This is a genomic window from Aureibaculum koreense (genome assembly GCF_034296135.1).
GTDB lineage: Bacteria > Bacteroidota > Bacteroidia > Flavobacteriales > Flavobacteriaceae > Aureibaculum.
In genome coordinates this window covers 22,255-43,434 of record NZ_JAXKVV010000004.1, presented here as the reverse complement: position 1 = coordinate 43,434, position 21,180 = coordinate 22,255, and the positions used below count along the sequence as shown (strand labels likewise).

The window sequence follows — 21,180 nt, the reverse complement described above, 5'->3', positions numbered from 1 at the left end:
AGGTATAAATGTGAAATCATCTCACGTCTCACATCTAAAATCTAGACATAAAAAAACCGCCCCGAGTAATCGGGGCGGGGATGGTTGAACTTAATCAACCAAAATCAACTAACCAAACCTTATCTTTATACTGTGTCCTCTGTAGCTTTTTAGTGAAAGAGGATTATTATTTCTTTTTTATATTTCTCTTTTTTGTTTTGCGATTTGTTTTAAATCGCTTTCTTGTTTCGGGGATTTGTCCTTTTGCTTTAGCATTTTTAAAGACAATATTGGTTCTTCCTTTAAATGTATATATAGTTTCGGAAGCTATATGATACAAATCTATTTCACCATCATTAATAACGCTTAATTCAAATTCTTCATTGTCCGACGAATCATAATCTAATGTTAAAATTTTTAGATCGTCATAACCCTCAACATCAAAGACCTCATAACCTCCTACATAATCCCAATTAATATATTCAACATTCGTGCCAAAGTCATCTTGAGAAGACCTAAAAGTGGTTGTTTGTTCGGGTGTAAATTGTAAGAAATTCTCATTATCAAACTCGTTTACAGCACCTTGCTGACTAGTTGCGGTTTTTTCCCAAGCTACGTACTCCTGTAAAAAGTATTCTATGTTGTCATAAAAAACAAAGTCATAGTCAAAATTACTTTTTTGGTATCCAATTAAATAATAAGATGTATTCGTGTAGCTATCTCTTATTTTAATTTCATCTCCGGCCAGTTGTATCACTTCTAAATCAATAAAACCATCTTCGTTATGATCAATTTCCAATACACCGTTAATAGTTTCGTAATATCCAATTTGATCACCATAACCATTACCAACACTTCCTAAACCAACCATATTGTTATTAGCTATTAAATTTCCGTTTTGAAAAGATATTGTGAAAGCTTTTGACAAAAAAGGTATATCAACGCTACCAGTGGTTCTATTATAATCTATATACCATAAATCATATGATGTTACCAACTGCTCCAACGAAATGGAATCGTCATAAGGGTCATCGTGCACCACACAGGAAGTGAAGAGTGCTGTAGTTAGAAATAATATGCTAAGTAATTTTAAAGCTTTCATAAGCGTAAATTTTAAATTCACTTAGGATATTCCAAAAGTTGTGCCAAAACCTCACCCGGAAATACAAAAGTGTATTTCCGACCTCTCCCAAGGAGAGGTAAATGGGTAACCCCGATGGGGAATATTTTTTTAGTTTATGGATAGATTATCATCTTCCCTTTTTGAAGGGTATCTAACTTAAAATAACGTTTTTTGTTATTAATGGTATAGCTAATAACACATTCGTTTTTAGATAATTCGAAAGGTGATTTTTTATCTAGTGATGGTGGCTTGTTACCAAATTCTTTTTTCGGATCCTTATCTAAAATTATCATTTTATCCGTAACATCGGACGAGTTGAACTTACCGGATATAACAGTTTTTTCATCGGATGAATCTACACTTATATTAACGAATTTGTTATTATAGTAGATAGAATCAAACTGGATATTATCGTCAATTTTTTCAGCAAACTCTATGGTAACCATTGTTCCTTTAGAACCCGGCTTACCTCCAACCCATTCTTGTTGTTGGGCTTTCGTAATTGTAAATGGAGGTTTTTTATCAAACTGACCGCTAGCACAATTTGTAAATAGACTTAGTATTAAAATACTTGATAATAGTGTTACAGGAATCTTCATAATTTACTTTTTAGAAAAAGAATTGCAATTTGGATGCCAAATAATAGATTTGAGATGTTTGACATGAGTATTTAGGTTTTGAAACAATCAAAATTTAACACGGTTTTTCTGATTCTCGTTATTGTCCTGCAGTTTTCGCCGAAATTTTAACTCTGAACTCAAAACTCTGAACTAATAAGCTCTCTTATTATTTCCTTCAAAAAAGTTTATAAAGGCTCTATTGACTACTTTTGTGCCTCCAATTGTAGGATAATCACCACTAAAATACCAATCACCTGCATTTTTAGGACAAGCTTTGTGAAGGTTTTCCAAGGGTTGAAAAATAACTTTTATGTCAGCATTAATACTTTTAGTTTTTAGCATTTGAGCCACTTTATCGGAAACTTGTTCTACCGTAAACGGATTGTAAATTTCTTTTACATAATTTTCAATCTCGTCGTCTTTCAACTCATCTTGATGTTTACATTTTTTATAAACTTCTTCTACTAAATGATATTGATTCGTTTCTTTAAGTAACTCAATTGTGGCTTTAAAAGCAATAAATTCTTCTAGTTTGGCCATATCAATACCATAACAATCGGGATACCTAATTTGAGGAGCTGAAGAAACAATTACTATTTTTTTAGGGTTTAACCTATCCAAAATTTTAATGATGCTCTTTTTTAGCGTAGTACCTCGTACAATGCTGTCATCAATAATTACCAGATTATCCGTTGGTTTAACAACACCATATGTAATATCGTAAACGTGTGCTACCAAATCGTCTCTGCTATTGTCATCGGCAATAAATGTCCGTAATTTGGCATCTTTTATGGCAATTTTTTCAATACGCGGCCTTTCCGATAAAATTTCCGTTACTTTCCTTAAGGATAAATTGCGTTGCCCTTCTAAAATTCGTTTTAATTTAAATTTATTTAAATAGTCTTCTGCTGCTTCTGATATTCCAAAAAATGAAGTTTCAGCCGTATTTGGTATGTACGAAAATACCGTATTATTTATGTCACTATCAATATTTTTTAATATTGTAGGAAAGATAAGTTTACCTAAATTCTTACGTTCATTATAAATTTCGGCATCACTACCTCTTGAAAAATATATACGCTCAAAAGAGCAAGACTTTTTTTCACGTTGTTCTAAAACCTGCTCAACTGAGACCTTGCCATTTTTCTTGATTATTAAGGCATGTGCCCGCTCCAACTCTTTAACATCATCAAACGAAACATTAAATGCGGTCTGTATAACGGGTCGTTCTGAAGCTACTACAACTACCTCGTCATCTTTATAGTAATATGCCGGTCTGATTCCTGACGGATCTCTTAACACAAAAGCATCGCCATGGCCTAATAAACCTACCATGGCATAACCGCCATCCCAGTTTTTAGAGGCTCTTTGTAATATTTTTTTTATGTCGAGTTCTTCTTCAATTACTAAAGAAGCTTCTCTTTTTGAAATGTTTTTCTCTTTACATTGTTGGTAAAGTTTACCCACTTCGTCATCTAAAAAATGACCGATTTTTTCCATTACTGTAACAGTATCGGTATTTTCTTTGGGATGCTGACCGAGTTCTATCAATTCTTCGAGCAATTCATTGGAATTGGTCATATTAAAATTACCCGCAACAATCAGGTTTTTATGTTTCCAGTTATTTTGACGTAAAAAAGGGTGGACACTCTCAATACTGTTTCTGCCAAAAGTTCCATAACGCACATGACCTAAAAAGACATTACCAACGTAAGGTATATTTTCTATTTGCCATTGCACATCGTTCTTCTTGGATGGATTTTTTTCAAGCTCTGCATTTAAACGATTATTGATTTGGGCAAAAATATCCTGAATTGGTGACGTTTCATTTGAACGAACGCGGCTCATAAAGCGAGTACCGGGTTCAACATCAAATTTTACACTTGCAAAACCAGCACCGTCTTGACCACGATTGTGCTGTTTTTCCATCAATAAGTACATTTTGTTAATGGCGTAAAAAGAAGTACCGTATTTTTTTTGGTAGTAAGACAATGGTTTTAATAATCTTACTAATGCTATTCCACATTCGTGTTTAATGGCGTCACTCATTATTTGGTATTTAATAAAAAATCCGCATAAAAATGCGGAATACAATTAAGTTAATTCTATTTCAAATTGTGTTAGTTCTTTAAACCTTTTCAATCTATTTTGAATTTCGTCTTTGGTTAAATCTTCCATACGTCGTGTTCCAAATTTTTCCACCGAAAACGAAGCCATGTTAGATCCGTATATTATGGCATTTTTCATATTTTCGAATGAAATATCTCTCGTTTGTGCTAAATAACCTATAAAACCTCCTGCAAACGTATCACCTGCACCCGTTGGGTCAAAAACTTCTTCCAAGGGTAATGCTGGGGCAAAAAAGATGTTTTCCTTATGAAATAACAATGCTCCATGCTCCCCCTTCTTTATAACAACATATTTTGGCCCCATAGTTGAAATTTTTTGTGCCGCTTTAACCAAAGAATATTCCCCACTTAATTGTCTTGCTTCCTCATCGTTTATGGTAATTACGTCAATTTTTTTAATGACTTCTATCAGTTCGTCCCAAGCGTTGTCCATCCAAAAGTTCATGGTATCTAGTACTGTTAGCTTTGGTCGGTTTGGTATCTGTTTAATTACAGCCATTTGTACCGAAGGGTGTAAATTACCCAACATTAAAAAATCGGTATCCTTAAAATTTTCGGGGACAATCGGGTTAAAATCGGCCAATGTGTTGAGTTCTGTAACTAAAGTATCACGGGTATTCATATCATTATGATATTTACCGCTCCAAAAGAATGTTTTACCACCTTTAACGATTTCAATTCCAGTGGTGTCTATATTTTTGCTTTTTAGCAAGTCTAAATACCCTTGTGGGAAATCATCACCTACGATTGAAACAATACCTGAATCTACATTAAATTGAGATGCCGATAGTCCGATAAACGTTGCCGCACCGCCTAAAATTTTATCGGTTTTACCAAATGGTGTTTCAATTTTATCAAAAGCTACCGTACCTACAATTAAAAGTTTGCTCATTTTTTGTCTATTGATCTTTGGTCGTTAGTCGGTGGTATTTTACTCAAATAACGACACTTTAAGGTTTAAAATTCAAGGGTTTTTATACCTTGTACCTCCAACCACGTACCTTTTTTACTACGGTCTTCGGTATCTCGGCTACGGACTTTTCCGTATCTTTGCAAAAATAACTTTTAAAAATGACTATAAAAGAAATACAAGAAGAAATTATTGATGAATTTTCTATGTTTGATGACTGGATGGAGCGTTACGAATATATTATAGAATTGGGCAAATCTATTCCATTGATTGATGAGCGATATAAAACGGAAGATAATATTATAAAAGGGTGTCAGTCTAAAGTTTGGTTAAATGCCGAGATAAAAGACGATAAAATTGTATATACCGCAGATAGCGATGCCATTTTAACCAAAGGGATTATTGCCTTGTTGCTACGTGTGTTTTCTAACCATTCACCACAAGAAATTTTAAATGCAGATACTTATTTTATTGATAAAATCGGCCTGAAAGAACATCTTTCGCCCACTAGGGCAAATGGTTTGGTTTCTATGATTAAACAATTGAAATTGTATGCCATGGCGTATCAAGCTAAAAGCCCCTCCCAACCCTCCCAACAAGGGAGGGCTTAGTACATGATAGTATTTTTTAGAATGAATCTAAAAACCAGTATCTTTGTGTTTATAAATTTATGAATTATGACAGAAACAGAAGTTCAAGAAATAGGAGATAAAGTAGTTACGGTTTTGAAGACAATTTACGATCCTGAAATTCCAGTAGATATATATGAACTGGGATTGATTTATGATGTTTTTGTAAATGAAAATAGGGAGGTTAAAATATTAATGACTTTGACTTCACCCAATTGCCCCGTTGCAGAAACCTTGCCTGTTGAAGTTGAAGAAAAAGTAAAAGTATTGGAAGAGGTTAAAGATGCTGAAGTTGAAATTACTTTTGATCCAACCTGGACACAAGATATGATGAGCGAAGAAGCAAGATTAGAGTTAGGATTTTTATAATGGCAGAAGAAATTGTAAATAGAATTGCCAATAGTAAACTGATTACTATTGACTTGGAAGATTTCTATCCCGAAGGGGAAAGAATTCTCTTCGATATTTCCGATTGGTTATATGAAGGTCTTATTTTACGCGAAAAAGATTTTAGAGATAACGTATTAAACCACAATTGGTCTCAATATAAAAACACTTTTGTCGCCTTAACCTGTAAAACGGACGCTATTATTCCCTCTTGGGCATATTTGTTAATTACCACGCATTTAAGTCCTTTTACCAAAAAAGTGGTAGTTGGCAATTTGGAATTGCTCGAAACCACTATTTTTCAGGATATTATAAATAATTTAGATATTTCAGAGTATAAAGACAAACCCATTATAATTAAGGGTTGTGCTGAAAAACCTATACCAGAAACCGCTTCGGTACAATTGGTTGAAAAATTATTGCCTTTAGCCAAATCCATTATGTTTGGCGAGGCTTGTTCTACTGTTCCGCTTTTTAAAAGGCAAGGATAAATCCCATTATTAATGACATTTTTTAAAGCAGATATAGAAAATTGTGTATTTTTGCCGCTCAAAATAAAAAACTAAAAATTAAAATCATGAGAAAAATTGTATTTGCATTAGTGGCAATGTTTGCAATAACAAGCACTTTTGCACAAACACGCGAAGAATTAAAAGCTGAACAAGCAGCAAAAAAGGATTCTGTAGCTGCCATCCAAGCAAGAGTTGACGCTCTTCAAGGTCAAATCGATGCTTTTCCAGGTTGGAAAAAAGGTGCTTTTGGTACTATAGGAGGTAGTTTTTCTGACTTTAACAACTGGTATTCTAAAGCGGCTGCAAATTCATCAAACGGTAATATCGGATTTACCGTAAATGCTTTTGCCAACTTAGACCAACCAAAATTTTTCTGGAGAAATTCAGGAAACGTAAACCTTTCTTGGGTAAAGTTGGACGACAAGGATAATCCTGATGATAGCAAAAAGTTTGAAGAAGCTAATGATGTATTCAGTTTAACCTCTTTATATGGTTATAAATTGAGCCCTAAGTTTGCTATTTCTGCTTTGGGAGAATACAGAACAACAATTTTAAGCAACTTTAACGATCCCGGTTATTTAGACCTGGGTGTTGGTGCAACATGGACACCAATTACCGATATGGTTGTGGTAGTACACCCATTAAACTATAATTTTGTATTTAGTAAAGGCGAAAGCGTTTTTGAATCTTCTTTAGGTGCAAAAATAGTTGTTGATTATACTAAGCAATTGGGTGACATTAGCTTTAAAACTAACCTATCGGCATTTCAAAGTTATAAAAGTTCAGACTTTTCTAACTGGACGTGGACCAACTCTTTCGGTTACACACTTTGGAAGAAAATAGGTGTTGGATTTGACGTAGGCTTAAGAAAAAACAAACAAGAGGCATTGAATGCGATAACCACCAGAGATAACATTCCAGGTTACGATCCAAATGCTACTTTTGATACCGTTGACAACAAATTACAAACCTATTGGATGTTAGGATTGAACTATTCTTTCTAGTACAATTTGATAAATTTTATAAAGCACTCTCTTGCAGGTCATGAGAGTGCTTTTTTTATTACATTTAAATATTCGTTATTTTAGCAATAAATTATAAGTCAAATGACCTTACTAATACTTTACGCTGTAGTTTCTATCTTTTTTTCATTTTTATGTTCCATTTTAGAGGCGGTACTGTTGAGTATTACACCGACGTTTATCAATGTAAAACTTAAAGAAGGAAAGGCGTATGCAGCCACTTTGGAAACCTTGAAGAAAGATGTTGACAAACCTTTGATTGCCATACTAACTTTAAATACCGTTGCCCATACCGTTGGAGCCATTTTAGTGGGCGTACAAGCAGAAAAAGCATTTGGATCGGGTAATAACATGGTGGGAATCGTTTCTGCCGTGATGACGTTTTTAATTTTGGTACTCTCGGAAATCATTCCGAAAACCATCGGTGCAACCTATTGGAAACAATTGGCAAATTTTACGGCCAAGACCCTAAAAATAATGGTTGTTCTTCTAAAATATACCGGTATTTTATGGATACTTCAGTTATTTACCAGAATGGTAGGTGGTAAAGGACATCATGGTAGTATTTTAAGTCGTGAAGATTTTCATGCCATGGCAGATATTGCCGAAGAAGAAGGTGTTTTTGAAGCATCTGAAAGCAAGGTCATTAAAAATTTAATAACGTTTAACGAGGTATTGGCAAAAAACATTATGACCCCAAGAACGGTTATGATTACCTTTAATGAGGATAGAACCATTGAGCAATTTTTCACGGAAAACCCTAACCTGCGTTTTTCTAGAATACCGGTTTATACAGGCAAAGCGGATAATATTACCGGATTGGTTTTAAAAGACGAGGTATTTAGGGAAATGGCACTTGAAAACGGAAGTAAAAAACTATCCGAGATTAAAAGAGATATAATTGTTGTAGATAGAAACATGCCTATTCCACAATTGTTCGAACAGTTAGTGGAAAACAGAAATCATATGGCGTTGGTGGTTGATGAATATGGTTCCGTAAGTGGTTTGGTAACCATGGAAGATGTTATTGAAACGCTACTCGGATTGGAAATAATGGATGAAAGTGATACCGATTCAGATATGCAACAACTTGCCCGTAAAAACTGGAGAAAAAGAGCTCAACGCTTAGGGATTATTGAAGAGGATAGTGAATTTTAATTTCGAATATTTATCCCTTAGGGATAAAATATTAGGTAGAATATTATTAAATAAAACGATAATATCGTGCCGTAGGTACGAAACTTAATATGCTTTACAAGGTGTTGTACCTACGGCACAATTTTGCACAACAACAATTTTTTTCTGCTACCAATGTTCTGTCCCTATGGGACATTTATTGCTCATACTCCTGATACAAGAAATCATTATAAGGAAAACGGGCAATATGTATTTTCTTTACTGCTTCAAAAACTTTTTCCTTAAAGTCATCAATATTCTCTTTGTTTAGGGCAGAAATAAAGATACAATTTTCGTCCAACTTTGACATCCATGTTTTTTTCCAATCGTCCAAAGTATAGTGTTCCTTCGTTTTTTCGGTGACCAAATCGTCATCGTCAATGGTTTCGTAGGTATAATTATCAATTTTGTTAAAAACCATCAAAGTAGGTTTATCGGAACTTTCTATTTCATCTAAAATTTTATTTACAGATTCAATATGTTCTTCAAAATTAGGGTGGGAAATATCAACTACGTGCAGTAACAAATCAGCTTCACGCACCTCATCTAAGGTAGATTTAAACGATTCTACCAATTGCGTGGGTAGTTTTCTAATAAAACCTACAGTATCCGTCATTAGAAAAGGAATATTTTTAATCACCACTTTTCTAACCGTAGTATCTAATGTAGCAAATAGCTTATTTTCCGCAAAAACATCGCTTTTACTGATTACATTCATTAAAGTGGATTTACCCACGTTGGTATAACCAACTAAGGCAACCCTTACCAGTTTACCACGGTTGCCTCGTTGTACTGCCATTTGCTTATCAATTGTGACCAACTTTTTCTTTAATAAAGAAATTCGATCACGCACAATCCTTCTATCCGTTTCAATCTCGGTTTCACCAGGGCCACGCATACCAATACCACCACGTTGTCTTTCAAGGTGTGTCCATAATCCCGTTAAACGGGGCAATAAATACTCGTATTGAGCCAATTCTACTTGCGTTCTGGCATAACTGGTTTGGGCACGTTGGGCAAAAATATCAAGGATTAACCCTGTTCTATCTAATATTTTGCATTTTAGTATTTTTTCGATATTCCTTTGCTGGGCTGCAGAAAGCTCATCATCAAAAATCACCGCACCAATATCATTAGCTTCCACATAGCTTTTGACCTCATCCATTTTACCCGAACCAATAAAAGTTTTAGGATTTGGAACATCAACTTTTTGGGTAAAACGTTTTACGGCTTCACCACCAGCTGTAAAAGTTAGAAATTCAAGTTCATCCAAATATTCTTCTGACTTTTCAGCATCCTGTTCCTGATTTATAATACCGATAAGTACTGCTTTTTCAAGCTCTAAACTCTTTTCTTCAATCATATTGCAAATGTATAAAGAATACTGAACTTAAAAATATTATTTTTTGTTGTAATTTCGAATGATTAAATCCTCATTTTGATCGAAACCAAAAACCACAATTTATACACCATTGCTTTTTATAATTTGGAAAACCTATTCGATATTACCAATACCGATAAAGTTTTGGATAGGGATTACACACCCACGGGCAAAAATAAGTGGAACAAGAAAAGATACCATAGAAAATTAAAGTTATTGAGCCGAGTAATTGCAGAGATTGGCAAAAAAGAAACTGGGTTTTCGCCTGCTATTATCGGTATTGCCGAGGTTGAAAATAAACAGGTAATCAATGATTTGCTAAGCAAGGACGATTTAAAAGATAAAGGTTACAAAATTGTTCATTTTGATTCGCCCGATGAGCGTGGTGTCGATGTTGCTTTGTTATACAGACCACATATTTTCGAGTTAATTAATGCTGAATCGCTTACACTTTTGGTGGATAATTTTGAAGGCATTAGAGATCAAACCCGTGATATTTTATTGGTAAAGGGGAAACTACAAGGTAAACTGATTTACTTTTTTATAAACCATTGGCCATCACGAAGAGAGGATGGTGACACAAATTATAAGAGAATACAAGCGGCAGAACTAATTCACCGTACTATTGAAAAAATAAAGCTTGAAAGCCCAAACCCCAATATAATTATTATGGGAGATTTTAATGATGACCCAACAAGTACAAGCATCAAGCAACATTTGGTTACTGGTGATTTTTACAATCCCTACGAATCCCTTTTTTCAAAGGGATTTGGTTCGATGACTTACAGGAGGCAATGGCATCTTTTTGACCAGATTATTTTAAGTAAAAACCTTATTAACAGTGGAAATTTTAACATTAAAGATACCCATATTTTTGACCCTGAATATTTAAAAGAATGGAAGGGTAAACATAAAGGAAGACCTTTTAGAACTTATATTGGCCCATGGTTTCAAGGTGGCTATAGCGATCATTTTCCGGTGTACGTGATGTTAGAAATTGAAAAAACCTCTTAACAAAAAGAGGTTTTTTCTTTTATAAAAATTTAAAAACTATACATTTGGTTGAGGTGTCATTCTCAAATAGGGTTTTATTTCTTTAACACCTTTTGTAAATATTTTTTTAGCATCTTCTGTATTAATTGCAGGGCTTACAACCACGTCCTCACCATGTTTCCAATTAGCTGGTGTTGCCACTTTATGATACGCTGTTAGCTGTAACGAATCGATTACGCGAAGCAACTCTTGAAAGTTTCTGCCCGTTGAAGCAGGATAGGTCAAAATCAATTTAATGGTTTTATCAGGTGCAATTATAAATACTGAACGTACCGTTAAACTGCTGTCCGCTTTAGGGTGAATCATATCGTACAAGGTCGAAACTTTTCTGTCCTCATCCGCTATAATCGGGAAATTAACTTCGGTTTGTTGGGTTTCGTTAATGTCTTTAATCCACTCTTTATGTGAATCGACACCATCTACGCTTAATGCAATCATTTTTACATTGCGTTTGTCAAATTCAGGTTTATATTTTGCCGTTGTGCCCAGTTCCGTTGTACAAACAGGAGTGAAATCTGCCGGATGCGAAAATAATATTCCCCAACTATCTCCTAGGTATTCGTATAAATTCAATTTGCCTATTGAACTTTGTGCGGTAAAATTTGGAGCCGTATCCCCAAGTCGTAAAGTTGCCATAATTATCGTTTTAAGTTTATTATCCCACAAAGTTAGTAGATTAATGATGAATCTAGTAGGTTTATTGATTAAAAAACTGTTAAAAATAAAGTAGTGAGTTACGAGTTATCAGAATTTTGCTAAATAGGAAAACGACTGAAGTAAAGATACCAATTCTATATCAGTAAATTATCAGTATAAAATAATTCTATAGTATAATCTGAATATTCAGGTTGCGTAATTCCTTCAGCGTATTTTATATTTTCTTTTTGAGTATATTTTTTTAGATAAGCATCATTAATTAATGAGTTAACCTCATCATTAGTGTTTAATTTTTTGCCTTTTACATTAATAATTTTATTGCCATATTTAATCTGTCCAACACCAGTTTTTAACAATTCGGTAAACCAACTTTTTTCGCTTTTGTTCCAGCTTCTTGCAAATACTCTGGTACCTACTGTAACCATCCAAATACTTAAAAATGTTTTTCGTTCTAAACCGCCTTTAATTTCTATTAAAGTGCTATTATTGAGGTAATTGTAAAAATCTGTAGGAAAATTCATGTTTTTAGTTTTATGGGTATCCAAACTTCTTCTTCTGAATTTGGATCGTTTGGGTTATAATCTTTGGTCATTATCTCAAAATGTGGACGATTATCGAGTTGATATTCTGATTTAGGTAACCATTCGCCATAAATGTAAGATGCCATTTTATGAAATTCATCGGGTGTTCCTCTATAAATAAAAACAGCATATTTACCCGCAGGAATTATAAGTTTTGCATTTTCTGGAACGACTGAAAAATCACTGACCTCAACCGCTGCCCATTTGGTAAATACCGTAAGCGGTGTAAATTCATTCGGAACAAACGGGTCACTATATTGTTGCACCGAATAAAAATCGGTTCCTATTCTATCTCTGATATGCGGTAAAATGGAGATAAAATTTTGCCATAAATCTTTGGTTCTATTTTCTGACAAAGAGGTTTGAATTGCCATACCGCTTAGTTTTTTTTCTTTTAGGGTTGTTATTTTTGGTTTTTGCATGGACTATACTGAATATATTTCGAGTAAAAATATAGCAATTTTGTAACAGAATAAGGGTAAAATATGATTTATTTTGTAATAGAATAAGGGTAATTTTCTAAAAATATTGTAACAAAATAAGGGTAAAATATATTAATTAGAGAGACCTGACAGGTTTTAACCCCGAAGGGTCGGGGCTGTGAGGTCTAATATTATCTTACCCCAGGCGTAAAATCCTCAGGGGCATTTTGTGGCAATTTTGTTGTACCAGCATCGCCAGTATCGTTCCATATTTGCCATTCAGAGAATGTATAAAGGGGATTTCCTTGTGTTACGGAAGCATTCCGCAAGGCTCGACCATCTTCAAATTCATGGTTTGTTCCCGAACCATCTTCGCCAATAACACCAAAAATATCTATTAGAGTACCATTGGGGTCAACCAATGTTATATTGTCATCGCCATTAGAACCTGCTGGTCCTGTACTCAAACCATCCATATCAGGTGCAAAGCCGTAAACTGTTTCGAATACCGTGGCATCAACAGCAATGACGTAAGCTTGACCAACTTCTAGCGTAATTCCCGAAAGGTCAATTGAAGTTGAAATTGTGGGACTATCATTGGTATATCTATTTAAAGTCCATGCGGTAAGGTCAATTGGTTTTGAATCTGCATTATAGATTTCTATAAACCGTGCACTCGAATTATTATCAGGATCTGCTATTTCAGAAATAAATACTTTATTAGTGATGTCTCCAGTGGGCACACATCTTGTTTCGGTCATATTTGCAACATCGTCCAAATCTCTTATCAATAAAACAGGATTGGAATATGTGGAAGCTATTCCTACAATTTGTCCGTTTCCATTTGGATAATTCTCGTTAGCAAAAGAAGCTGGAGTAATTGTTAAAACATCAACTAAATCCTTACAATCTGTTAAGGGCTGGTTGCCTTTAAAAGTACCATCCTCTTCTTCAAATTGAACATTATCAATACTTATCAATTGAGCCTCAAAATTGCCTGTGTTAAGTTCTGCAATGGTTATAGATTTAGGTGCGGGCAAAGGCACATTATCATCAACAAAAAGCACTTGTTTATATTGTGTAATATTGGCTTGCAACAACCCTCTCAAACTGCCTAAGACTACATCTTTTAAATTGATTTTTACCTGATAACCTCTTCGTAATGAAGTAGCTGAAGACATTCGCAAAGCAATTGCCCCAGATTCATCCTGGATAAAGGCATTGCGGTCGGTCATATTGTTTTCATCGATTCCGGACATAGTAACTATGCCTTCAATAAAAACATCATCATTAATTTTAGTATCTGTACCCGAAAACAAAGCTCTGATGTCAGCAATATTTACTTTCGTACCCGAAATATTTTCCGCAAAACCAATTCGCTTTCTTTCGTTATTTAATTGTATATCTTCAATGTCTCTTATCAATATTTGATAGGTATTACTAAATTTAGTCAACACACCTCTGATGGTTCCGTTACCGTTTGGCACTTCAGTATTGCCAAAATCAGCAAAGGCACTTGTTCTAAAAGCAATGGATGCTTCTGAAATATCTTCAATCAAATAGTTAGTTCCGCCACCAACGTCAGTATTGGTATCGTACAAAGTTTTACCAAGAGCAGCATCTTCAAACTGAACATCTTTTAGCTCGATTAAAGTGTTGAGGTGTGCGTCGGTAATTTCGTTGAGCGATATTTTATTGACCAACTGTTCCTCATCAACTATATCGCAAGTTTTTACTAATACATTTTTAAAATTAGTAGCGGTTATTTGACCGATAAATTCTTCCTTGGTGCGTTCATCAATAGTTAAATTACCTATTTCCAAACTTTCAAATCGCAATTGCGTATAAGTGTTTTTAAGGTTGATAGATACTTTTCTTCCGGGATTAAAAATGGTGTATAAATCAGTCACATCTACGGGAATACTAAATCCGCGACTTCCATCTAAGGTCTGAAAATGTATTTCTTTAAAGAAATTACCCGATTGGTCGTTCGAAGTTACATAAGCCTCAATAATATCTGGTTCAGTATATTGCGTGGCAATACTGGTAGTGGCATTATAAATATCCTCAACGGTTTTAGTTGGTGCCAAAACCGTTTCATTGCAATCGGCAATTTTCGGAATATTATAATCGTCATCTTGCACGCACGAGATAAGGGTAAGGAAGATGAAAGTTAGATATTTATTGATTGTCTTCATTGTTTTGTTTTTTTTTGTTGGAACGTTGCAATGCAACGTCTTTATCTAGTTGTTGTCTTCATAACGTTTATATTTTTTCTTAAAACTGAACGCTAGATTGATAAAGTACGTCCGCCCAAAACCATACCAATATTTAGGGCCAAAGTTTCGTTGGTTGACACCATTTTCGGTATCCGCAACTAAAGATCCATAGTTTGCCGTTCGAGATTGTTCGTAACCACCAGATTTATAATTTACATTGAACAAATTATGGATACTGGCAACCAATTTGACGTTTACTCTTTTGAATTTCCATGATTTTCCAGCAGATAAATTCACAATAGAATAGCTATCGAACTTTTCTTGTTTCAATAGTTTTCGTGCCAAATCAAAGTCAATATCCTGAAAAGGTTGTCCATAATCATTGGGATTGTTGAAAAACCCATCGGTTCGGGTAATTGCCGAAATATCTAAATAGCCGTTGGAAAAATAATTACCCGAGGCATTGACCCACCAATCGTTAGGATTCTTATAAAATAACCCGACAGAATACGCTTGTTGAGGCCCGTTGGCGACTTTATAATTTTTAAGATAGTTTTCGCCAAGGTCTATAAAGCCTGTGTTGTTGATAACATCTTCACTAAGATCAGCAATATCAAAATTAACTCCAACATTGGCATTATTGGTATAAGTATGTTTTCCGAATGCTAAAACGGCAGAACCACTTAAATTTGGGATGATTTCATATTCCAAACCCAGTTCCAACCCCAAGTGTCTTTTATCAATATTAGTAATTACTTCCTGAAAAAAATCCGCACCAGAACCAATTTCCGCAAAAAAGGAATTGACGGTTGTTCCGTCTTTAAAATCGGTAATGTAACCTGTTAATCGCGATTGCAATTTTGGTGTATTGATGAGATAAGAAGCATCCGCCGAGATAATTTTTTCTGAAACAAGATTAGGTACGATTGCGTTATTTTCTCGGATATTGATAAATGAATTTTGGATGGTTGGGGCTTTGGTAAGATAAGCCGTATTCATTTGAAGACTGTGATTTGGTAATATTTGATAGTTTACACCAGCTTTTAACCCAAAATCATTAAAAGTTAATTGCTCACTTTTACCCAAAGAATTATTCTCATAAGATTGGTTTAAGAACTTTCCATCTCGTTGAAACGCTGTATTTGTATAGTTTGCTGAGATAAAAATATCCATTTTATCATATTTATATTTCAACTGAGTAAAAGCAGAGAGTAGATGGGCTTTTAGGTCAAAATTATATTTGATTTTATCGCCTAATCTTTTATTTTCTTCGCCTAAAAGGTCATTTTTTGAGGGTTGTCCATCAATAATGGTAAAAGGATTTACATCTTTAAAAAACAATCCACCTAAAAGGTCTTTCGGCGTTGCATAATTGATTGAATTGCTGTTTTTGAATGAAACTCCAACATCAAAATTTAGGTTTTTATTCAATTTATGATTCAATACCGAATTTGCCGTAAAAATTTGGTCATTTTTTACATGGTCATAAAGTAAATACCGGGCAGAACTACCATCTGGGACGTTGACAGAGTTTAAGTTCGTTTCATAAAGACTAAGCCAATCTATCTGTGGGTTTTCCGTAATGGTAGGTAAATATTTCCAATAATTGGGATAAGGATTCGGAGCATCGGTATAATCCAATCGACTATTTTTTTGAGTTACAGATTGATAAGAAAAATTGTTTGAAAAAGTGGATTTCTCATTTTTAAAACGATGCCCTATCATAAAAATTGGAGCTTTAAATGTTGAAATGCTCGAATTTCGTTTTTCGCCTTCTTGCCATCCCCAATAGGGGTTGTAGCTACTTCCAAATTCATTAAAAACACGTTCGGTAATGGCGGTGGTCTGTCCTTTTCGGCTGGGAGCGTAAATTGCTGTGGCATTAATACTGTGGTTATCGTTGATTTGATAAGATACTGCACCAAACAAGCTAAAAGCATCATATAAAGTGGCTTCGACAAAACCTTCATTTCCCCAACGTCGTGAAGCTGAAATACTATATGCCAACCCATTTTCTTTTAATCCAGAATTGTAAGTTGCCATGGTACTGCCTACATAATTTTTATTGGAAAAAGAACTAGAAATTCGTAAACCCGGTCGCATTTCTGACGGAATCGCATTTATAAAAGTAGTACCAGAAAGTCCACCATAATTTTGCTCGGAATAAGAAAGCCCGATAATTGATTCCCGATTTCTAGTAATATCGTTTAAACCGCTAAATGTATTCCAAATTGGTCTGTTGTTGTATAAATTGGACATGTCAATGCCATTCAGAACAATTTTCGATTGCCCGGCGTCATATCCGCGAAAGCTGAAAAAAGTAGGGCTAAAGTCAAAACCAACCCGCTTTAAAAACACGTCTTTTGAATTGGAATAATACGATTGATTGTTTTCGTATGGGTTGTCATCGTTCCAAACAATTTGATTGGAATCGTTAAACTCAAAATTATCTCTATAGAGGTAAATAGTACCTAAATTGAGGGTTTCGCTATTGTTTATGGTTATTGGGTAACGTTGTGCTTCGTAACCATTATGAGTTATTTCAACCAAATAATCTCCAAAAGAGATATTCTTTATTATAAAAATACCTTCTACATCGGTAAGTTTAGAAATGCTGGTTTCGGAAATGGTTATATTAACATTTTCTAGCGGTAACTGTGTATCGTAATCAATTAAAACCCCTTTTATAGCTCCGGTTTCTTGGGCGTTGTTAAATAAGGTAAATAATAAAAAAAGAATAAGTGTTAGCGTGATTTTACTCATATCTCATAAAAAAGATGCCCTAAATTACAATTATTTTAACATAATGTTAAAAAGCAGACAATTATTGTTTGGAGGGGACGTTATTTTTTATATAATTTTATTACAACTAAAAAAAACCTAAAACTTAATTTATGAAATTTAAAATTCTATTTGTACTTATTGCCATAGTTGCAGTAAGTTGCGGAAAATTGGGCGATAAAGCTAAAGACGCTTTGGATGCCGTTAGCGATTTAGGCTCGGACGATGCCGGAAATGTTATTGCCTATAACAATGCTTTGGTCGATTATATGAACGAAGCCAGCAATAAGATAACAAGAGCCGGTGAGGACTATGAAAAAATGAGTACAATGGTGGCAAAAAAGCAAAAACCCAGAATGTTTATAGCTAACGCTTTTATTGGATCAGGGGTTAATATTGATAGAGACCGCGACGGTATACGTTTGCTGGAACCCGGCAATAGTTTGCCTTCCGACATAAAAGAAGAGTTGACCAACGAGGTTAAAGCAACTTCCGAAGCTTACGAAAATACACAAGAGGCTTATAAAAGCTTTAAAGCGTATTATGATAACGAAGACTTTAAGGACGATGATTGGGCCAAAGGCAAGGAATTGGTCGATGTTATTGAAAAAAACATAATGGCTTTTTATGAAGGCAGGTCAAATTCGTATAAAATTTTAAAACCTGTAGCTAGTGCTGCCGAAGTTAAACTTTTGGAAGACCATCCTTTAAAAGAGAGTCTTATCGCTTCTAAAACCGATTTAGGTTTAGCAGAGGAAATTGTAAATATAGTCTATGCCGAACAAATTGATATGGACGCTCTAACGGCCAAGTACAACGAATTGGAAGCAAATTACACCAAACATAAAGATCTAACACCAGATTTGTTAAAAGAGCACAATAAGAATTTATATTATGATAACTTTTATGAAGATGTAGAAGAATTTTTGGGCGAAGTAAGAAAAAGTAAAAGAGATGAAAAGATTACTGAACGTGAAGCTGAGTATATCGGTAGAGAGTACCAAAGCTTGATAGGTTACTATAATAGTTTCGTTTAAAACTTAATTTGCTACAAATATTTATCCTGCAAAATATTCTAAATACTTTGCAGGATTTTTATTTTAAATAGTGTTAAGTTAATTTTGGCTTAACGTAACACTAGGCATCATTTTTGATAATTAAATTGTTTTACAGACCTTTACTTTATGATTAAGACAATTTCCCTTTTAATTTTACTTTTCTTAAATTTCTTCCTTTCTTTCGCCCAAGACGACTGGGGAAGTTACGTTATCGAAAAAGAAAAAGGGGTTATGGGCATTACTGTCAATTATAGGTATATGTTAGCCAAACCCAATTATAAAAACCTTGTTCTTGTAGGTAAAAGGACGAAGAATTGTTTTCAAAATGGCGGACCCAACGCCGATGGACTTGAAGAAATTTATGATTTTTCAGATGCCGTAGCTAATGAAATTAATAAAGTATCTAAAAAAAACAGACTAGTGGGAATTCTAACCTATCAATGTACTGGTTTTGATGTTTACTATGTAAAAGACACTCTGAATCTTAGAAGTAAAATTGACTCGCTTTACCAAAAAGAATTTACCAATTCGAAAAATTATTTAGTAATAAAAAGGGATAAACGATGGAATTACTATAAAGATGTATTGTACCCAAAAGACGAGTCAGAAGACTTTTTTATGAGTCAAGACCTGTTGAGCCAATTATTTTTTGAGGGTATGGATCTTACCCAAAAAAGAAAAGTGAACCATTATTTTTACTTTAAAAAAGAAAAGAACCGACAAAATTTTTTAGAAAAAATTAAAAAGATAAATTTTAAACTGGACTCTCTTAATTTTAAAAAAGACAATGATTATCCTTATGAGTTGCAATTACATAGCGAAAATGAATTGTACCCCACTTATATGGCCGAATTAGTAAAAGTGTTAAGAGTATTTTCAGCATCTAATAACGGATATTACGACGGTTGGAGTATTGAACCAGAAGATACCGATTAGTTTGTTTTATAGAACAATATTGAAGACATAGAGCAATGCAATTCCCTCTGATTACCAAATAGTTATACTTATATTAAATACTGTTTAGTATTTTTTCCAGCAAGAAATTTTTTTTAAAATTGAGATTATTAGTGAAACTTGTCACTACTTTTATCCTTTTATGACCCATTTAAATGCGTGTAAGCTGTAAGCCCCCTCTCCTTCGGAGAGAGCGGGGGGAGAGGCTCTTTAAAATAACTGCTGATATACATCCTCAATTTTAGAAACTAAAACTACTTCTATGTTGTATTTTTTTTGTGGAATTTTATTGTATTTAGAAACCATAATCTTTTGAAATCCTAACTTTTCGGCTTCCAGAATACGTTGGTCAACACGGTTTACAGGACGGATTTCCCCAGCCAAACCGACCTCGGCGGCAAAACAATAATCTTGTGGAATTGCTTCATCCTCATTTGAGGATAAAATTGATGCCACCACCGCCAAATCAATGGCAGGATCATCAACTGAAATACCGCCGGCAATATTTAAAAAGACATCTTTTGCCCCAAGGCGGAATCCTGCTCGTTTTTCCAACACGGCAAGAATCATGTTCAACCTTTTAGTATTGTACCCTGTAGTGGAGCGTTGAGGTGTTCCGTAAACAGCGGTACTTACCAAGGCTTGAACTTCTATCATTAAAGGCCGCATACCTTCTAGAGTTGCACCAATAGCGGTTCCGCTTAGGGTTTCGTCTTTTTCTGAAATCAGAATTTCTGATGGATTTTCAACTTCTCGTAATCCCGAACCTTGCATTTCGTAAATACCAAGTTCTGCAGTTGAGCCAAAACGGTTTTTTTGTGCCCTTAAAATTCTGTAAGTATGGTTTCTGTCACCTTCAAATTGCAACACAACATCTACCATATGTTCTAAAATTTTAGGTCCTGCGATAGTGCCTTCTTTGGTAATATGACCAATTAAAATAACTGGTGTTGCCGTTTCTTTGGCAAATTTTATCAGTTCAGCCGTAGTTTCCCTTATTTGTGAAATACTGCCAGGAGAAGCCTCTATATAATCTGTATGTAAAGTTTGTATAGAATCAATAACCACCAAATCTGGTTGGGTTTCTTCTATACTTTTAAAGATGTTTTGGGTTTTGGTCTCGGTCAAGATCAAACATTCTGTATTTACATTTTTAAGTCTTTCTGCACGCATTTTAATTTGCGATTGACTTTCTTCGCCCGAAACATACAATGCTTTTTTGTCAATTGTCAATGCTACTTGTAAAATCAAGGTAGACTTACCAATACCAGGTTCACCGCCCAATAATGTCATAGAACCTTTTACGAGTCCACCGCCCAATACACGGTTTAGCTCATTATTTTGGGTGTCAATTCTATCTTCTTCATTGATGGCAATTTCATTGATTTTTAATGGTTTTGCCACTTTTTTGGTAGGAGAAGATTGTTTCCAAGCTCTTTTCTCTTCTTTTTGAATAACTTCTTCAACAATGGTATTCCATTCGTTACAGGCATTGCACTTACCTACCCATTTGGCATATTGCGTACCGCAGTTTTGACAGAAAAAAGTTGTTTTGGTTTTAGCCATTACTGATTATTTCATTTAGAA

Annotated in this window: 19 protein-coding genes; 8 read left to right on the top strand and 11 right to left on the bottom strand. The window is 34.4% G+C overall.

Translation table 11 applies throughout. The features are described 5' to 3' along the window. Positions 1–166: 166 nt before the first annotated feature. The 4 genes from UMM65_RS05285 to UMM65_RS05270 form a co-directional block, all read right to left on the bottom strand. On the bottom strand, positions 167–1,081 hold the full coding sequence (locus tag UMM65_RS05285; RefSeq protein ID WP_321975442.1) for a hypothetical protein: 915 nt from the start codon (positions 1,079–1,081) through the stop codon (positions 167–169). A gap of 134 nt (positions 1,082–1,215) precedes the next feature. Beyond that, positions 1,216–1,701 carry a hypothetical protein gene (locus UMM65_RS05280; RefSeq protein WP_321975441.1) on the bottom strand — a complete coding sequence of 162 codons (486 nt, stop codon included), beginning with the start codon at positions 1,699–1,701 and terminating at the stop codon, positions 1,216–1,218. 171 nt (positions 1,702–1,872) lie between these two features. Continuing rightward, positions 1,873–3,771 carry an amidophosphoribosyltransferase gene (locus UMM65_RS05275; protein ID WP_321975440.1) on the bottom strand — a complete coding sequence of 633 codons (1,899 nt, stop codon included), beginning with the start codon at positions 3,769–3,771 and terminating at the stop codon, positions 1,873–1,875. 45 nt (positions 3,772–3,816) lie between these two features. Beyond that, positions 3,817–4,743, bottom strand: a complete 927-nt coding sequence (locus UMM65_RS05270) for a PfkB family carbohydrate kinase (RefSeq protein ID WP_321975439.1) — start codon at positions 4,741–4,743, stop codon at positions 3,817–3,819. Between the two features lie 179 nt (positions 4,744–4,922). Between UMM65_RS05270 and UMM65_RS05265 the strand changes: the two genes are divergently transcribed. The 5 genes from UMM65_RS05265 (at position 4,923) to UMM65_RS05245 (ending at position 8,469) form a co-directional block, all read left to right on the top strand. After that, the gene (locus UMM65_RS05265; RefSeq protein ID WP_321975438.1) at positions 4,923–5,372 is read left to right on the top strand and encodes a SufE family protein; all 450 of its coding nucleotides are present in this window, start codon (positions 4,923–4,925) and stop codon (positions 5,370–5,372) included. Positions 5,373–5,438: 66 nt separating this feature from the next. Further along, a complete protein-coding gene (locus UMM65_RS05260; RefSeq protein WP_321975437.1) occupies positions 5,439–5,759 on the top strand; it encodes an iron-sulfur cluster assembly protein in 321 nt (106 codons plus the stop codon). Further along, positions 5,759–6,268: a DUF2480 family protein gene (locus UMM65_RS05255; RefSeq protein ID WP_321975436.1), complete on the top strand. Its 510-nt coding sequence runs from the start codon at positions 5,759–5,761 to the stop codon at positions 6,266–6,268. The genes UMM65_RS05260 and UMM65_RS05255 overlap by 1 nt, the downstream gene beginning before the upstream one ends. Positions 6,269–6,354: 86 nt before the next feature. Then, entirely contained in the window at positions 6,355–7,293 is a 939-nt protein-coding gene (locus UMM65_RS05250) for a DUF3078 domain-containing protein (RefSeq protein WP_321975435.1), read from the top strand. A gap of 102 nt (positions 7,294–7,395) precedes the next feature. Beyond that, entirely contained in the window at positions 7,396–8,469 is a 1,074-nt protein-coding gene (locus tag UMM65_RS05245; RefSeq protein ID WP_321975434.1) for a hemolysin family protein, read from the top strand. A gap of 175 nt (positions 8,470–8,644) precedes the next feature. Here the strand turns inward: UMM65_RS05245 and hflX are convergent, their stop codons facing one another. Next, positions 8,645–9,850, bottom strand: a complete 1,206-nt coding sequence (gene hflX, locus UMM65_RS05240; protein WP_321975433.1) for a GTPase HflX — start codon at positions 9,848–9,850, stop codon at positions 8,645–8,647. Positions 9,851–9,925: 75 nt separating this feature from the next. Between hflX and UMM65_RS05235 the strand changes: the two genes are divergently transcribed. Next, positions 9,926–10,882 carry an endonuclease/exonuclease/phosphatase family protein gene (locus UMM65_RS05235; protein WP_321975432.1) on the top strand — a complete coding sequence of 319 codons (957 nt, stop codon included), beginning with the start codon at positions 9,926–9,928 and terminating at the stop codon, positions 10,880–10,882. Between the two features lie 36 nt (positions 10,883–10,918). Here the strand turns inward: UMM65_RS05235 and UMM65_RS05230 are convergent, their stop codons facing one another. The 5 genes from UMM65_RS05230 to UMM65_RS05210 all read right to left on the bottom strand — a co-directional run bounded on the left by UMM65_RS05230 (position 10,919) and on the right by UMM65_RS05210 (position 17,563). After that, positions 10,919–11,557 carry a peroxiredoxin gene (locus UMM65_RS05230; protein ID WP_321975431.1) on the bottom strand — a complete coding sequence of 213 codons (639 nt, stop codon included), beginning with the start codon at positions 11,555–11,557 and terminating at the stop codon, positions 10,919–10,921. Positions 11,558–11,712: 155 nt separating this feature from the next. Then, entirely contained in the window at positions 11,713–12,099 is a 387-nt protein-coding gene (locus UMM65_RS05225) for a DUF2255 family protein (protein WP_321975430.1), read from the bottom strand. Then, positions 12,096–12,581: a GyrI-like domain-containing protein gene (locus UMM65_RS05220; protein WP_321975429.1), complete on the bottom strand. Its 486-nt coding sequence runs from the start codon at positions 12,579–12,581 to the stop codon at positions 12,096–12,098. Before UMM65_RS05220 ends, UMM65_RS05225 begins: the two co-directional genes overlap by 4 nt. Before the next feature lie 191 nt (positions 12,582–12,772). Then, on the bottom strand, positions 12,773–14,779 hold the full coding sequence (locus tag UMM65_RS05215; protein WP_321975428.1) for a DUF5689 domain-containing protein: 2,007 nt from the start codon (positions 14,777–14,779) through the stop codon (positions 12,773–12,775). Positions 14,780–14,824: 45 nt separating this feature from the next. Beyond that, positions 14,825–17,563 carry a carboxypeptidase-like regulatory domain-containing protein gene (locus tag UMM65_RS05210; RefSeq protein ID WP_321975427.1) on the bottom strand — a complete coding sequence of 913 codons (2,739 nt, stop codon included), beginning with the start codon at positions 17,561–17,563 and terminating at the stop codon, positions 14,825–14,827. A 131-nt stretch (positions 17,564–17,694) separates the two neighbouring features. Between UMM65_RS05210 and UMM65_RS05205 the strand changes: the two genes are divergently transcribed. Then, entirely contained in the window at positions 17,695–18,618 is a 924-nt protein-coding gene (locus UMM65_RS05205) for a DUF6845 domain-containing protein (RefSeq protein WP_321975426.1), read from the top strand. 147 nt (positions 18,619–18,765) lie between these two features. After that, on the top strand, positions 18,766–19,575 hold the full coding sequence (locus UMM65_RS05200) for a DUF695 domain-containing protein (protein WP_321975425.1): 810 nt from the start codon (positions 18,766–18,768) through the stop codon (positions 19,573–19,575). Between the two features lie 228 nt (positions 19,576–19,803). Here the strand turns inward: UMM65_RS05200 and radA are convergent, their stop codons facing one another. Next, a complete protein-coding gene (gene radA / locus UMM65_RS05195) occupies positions 19,804–21,159 on the bottom strand; it encodes a DNA repair protein RadA (RefSeq protein WP_321975424.1) in 1,356 nt (451 codons plus the stop codon). Positions 21,160–21,180: the final 21 nt, after the last annotated feature.

Bases quoted from the DNA above. Each gene is read 5' to 3' on its own strand.
- UMM65_RS05285 (WP_321975442.1), bottom strand. From the start codon at position 1,081: ATGAAAGCTTTAAAATTACTTAGCATATTATTTCTAACTACAGCACTC.
- UMM65_RS05280 (WP_321975441.1), bottom strand. From the start codon at position 1,701: ATGAAGATTCCTGTAACACTATTATCAAGTATTTTAATACTAAGTCTA.
- UMM65_RS05275 (WP_321975440.1), bottom strand. From the start codon at position 3,771: ATGAGTGACGCCATTAAACACGAATGTGGAATAGCATTAGTAAGATTA.
- UMM65_RS05270 (WP_321975439.1), bottom strand. From the start codon at position 4,743: ATGAGCAAACTTTTAATTGTAGGTACGGTAGCTTTTGATAAAATTGAA.
- UMM65_RS05265 (WP_321975438.1), top strand. From the start codon at position 4,923: ATGACTATAAAAGAAATACAAGAAGAAATTATTGATGAATTTTCTATG.
- UMM65_RS05260 (WP_321975437.1), top strand. From the start codon at position 5,439: ATGACAGAAACAGAAGTTCAAGAAATAGGAGATAAAGTAGTTACGGTT.
- UMM65_RS05255 (WP_321975436.1), top strand. From the start codon at position 5,759: ATGGCAGAAGAAATTGTAAATAGAATTGCCAATAGTAAACTGATTACT.
- UMM65_RS05250 (WP_321975435.1), top strand. From the start codon at position 6,355: ATGAGAAAAATTGTATTTGCATTAGTGGCAATGTTTGCAATAACAAGC.
- UMM65_RS05245 (WP_321975434.1), top strand. From the start codon at position 7,396: ATGACCTTACTAATACTTTACGCTGTAGTTTCTATCTTTTTTTCATTT.
- hflX (WP_321975433.1), bottom strand. From the start codon at position 9,850: ATGATTGAAGAAAAGAGTTTAGAGCTTGAAAAAGCAGTACTTATCGGT.
- UMM65_RS05230 (WP_321975431.1), bottom strand. From the start codon at position 11,557: ATGGCAACTTTACGACTTGGGGATACGGCTCCAAATTTTACCGCACAA.
- UMM65_RS05225 (WP_321975430.1), bottom strand. From the start codon at position 12,099: ATGAATTTTCCTACAGATTTTTACAATTACCTCAATAATAGCACTTTA.
- UMM65_RS05220 (WP_321975429.1), bottom strand. From the start codon at position 12,581: ATGCAAAAACCAAAAATAACAACCCTAAAAGAAAAAAAACTAAGCGGT.
- UMM65_RS05215 (WP_321975428.1), bottom strand. From the start codon at position 14,779: ATGAAGACAATCAATAAATATCTAACTTTCATCTTCCTTACCCTTATC.
- UMM65_RS05210 (WP_321975427.1), bottom strand. From the start codon at position 17,563: ATGAGTAAAATCACGCTAACACTTATTCTTTTTTTATTATTTACCTTA.
- UMM65_RS05205 (WP_321975426.1), top strand. From the start codon at position 17,695: ATGAAATTTAAAATTCTATTTGTACTTATTGCCATAGTTGCAGTAAGT.
- UMM65_RS05200 (WP_321975425.1), top strand. From the start codon at position 18,766: ATGATTAAGACAATTTCCCTTTTAATTTTACTTTTCTTAAATTTCTTC.
- radA (WP_321975424.1), bottom strand. From the start codon at position 21,159: ATGGCTAAAACCAAAACAACTTTTTTCTGTCAAAACTGCGGTACGCAA.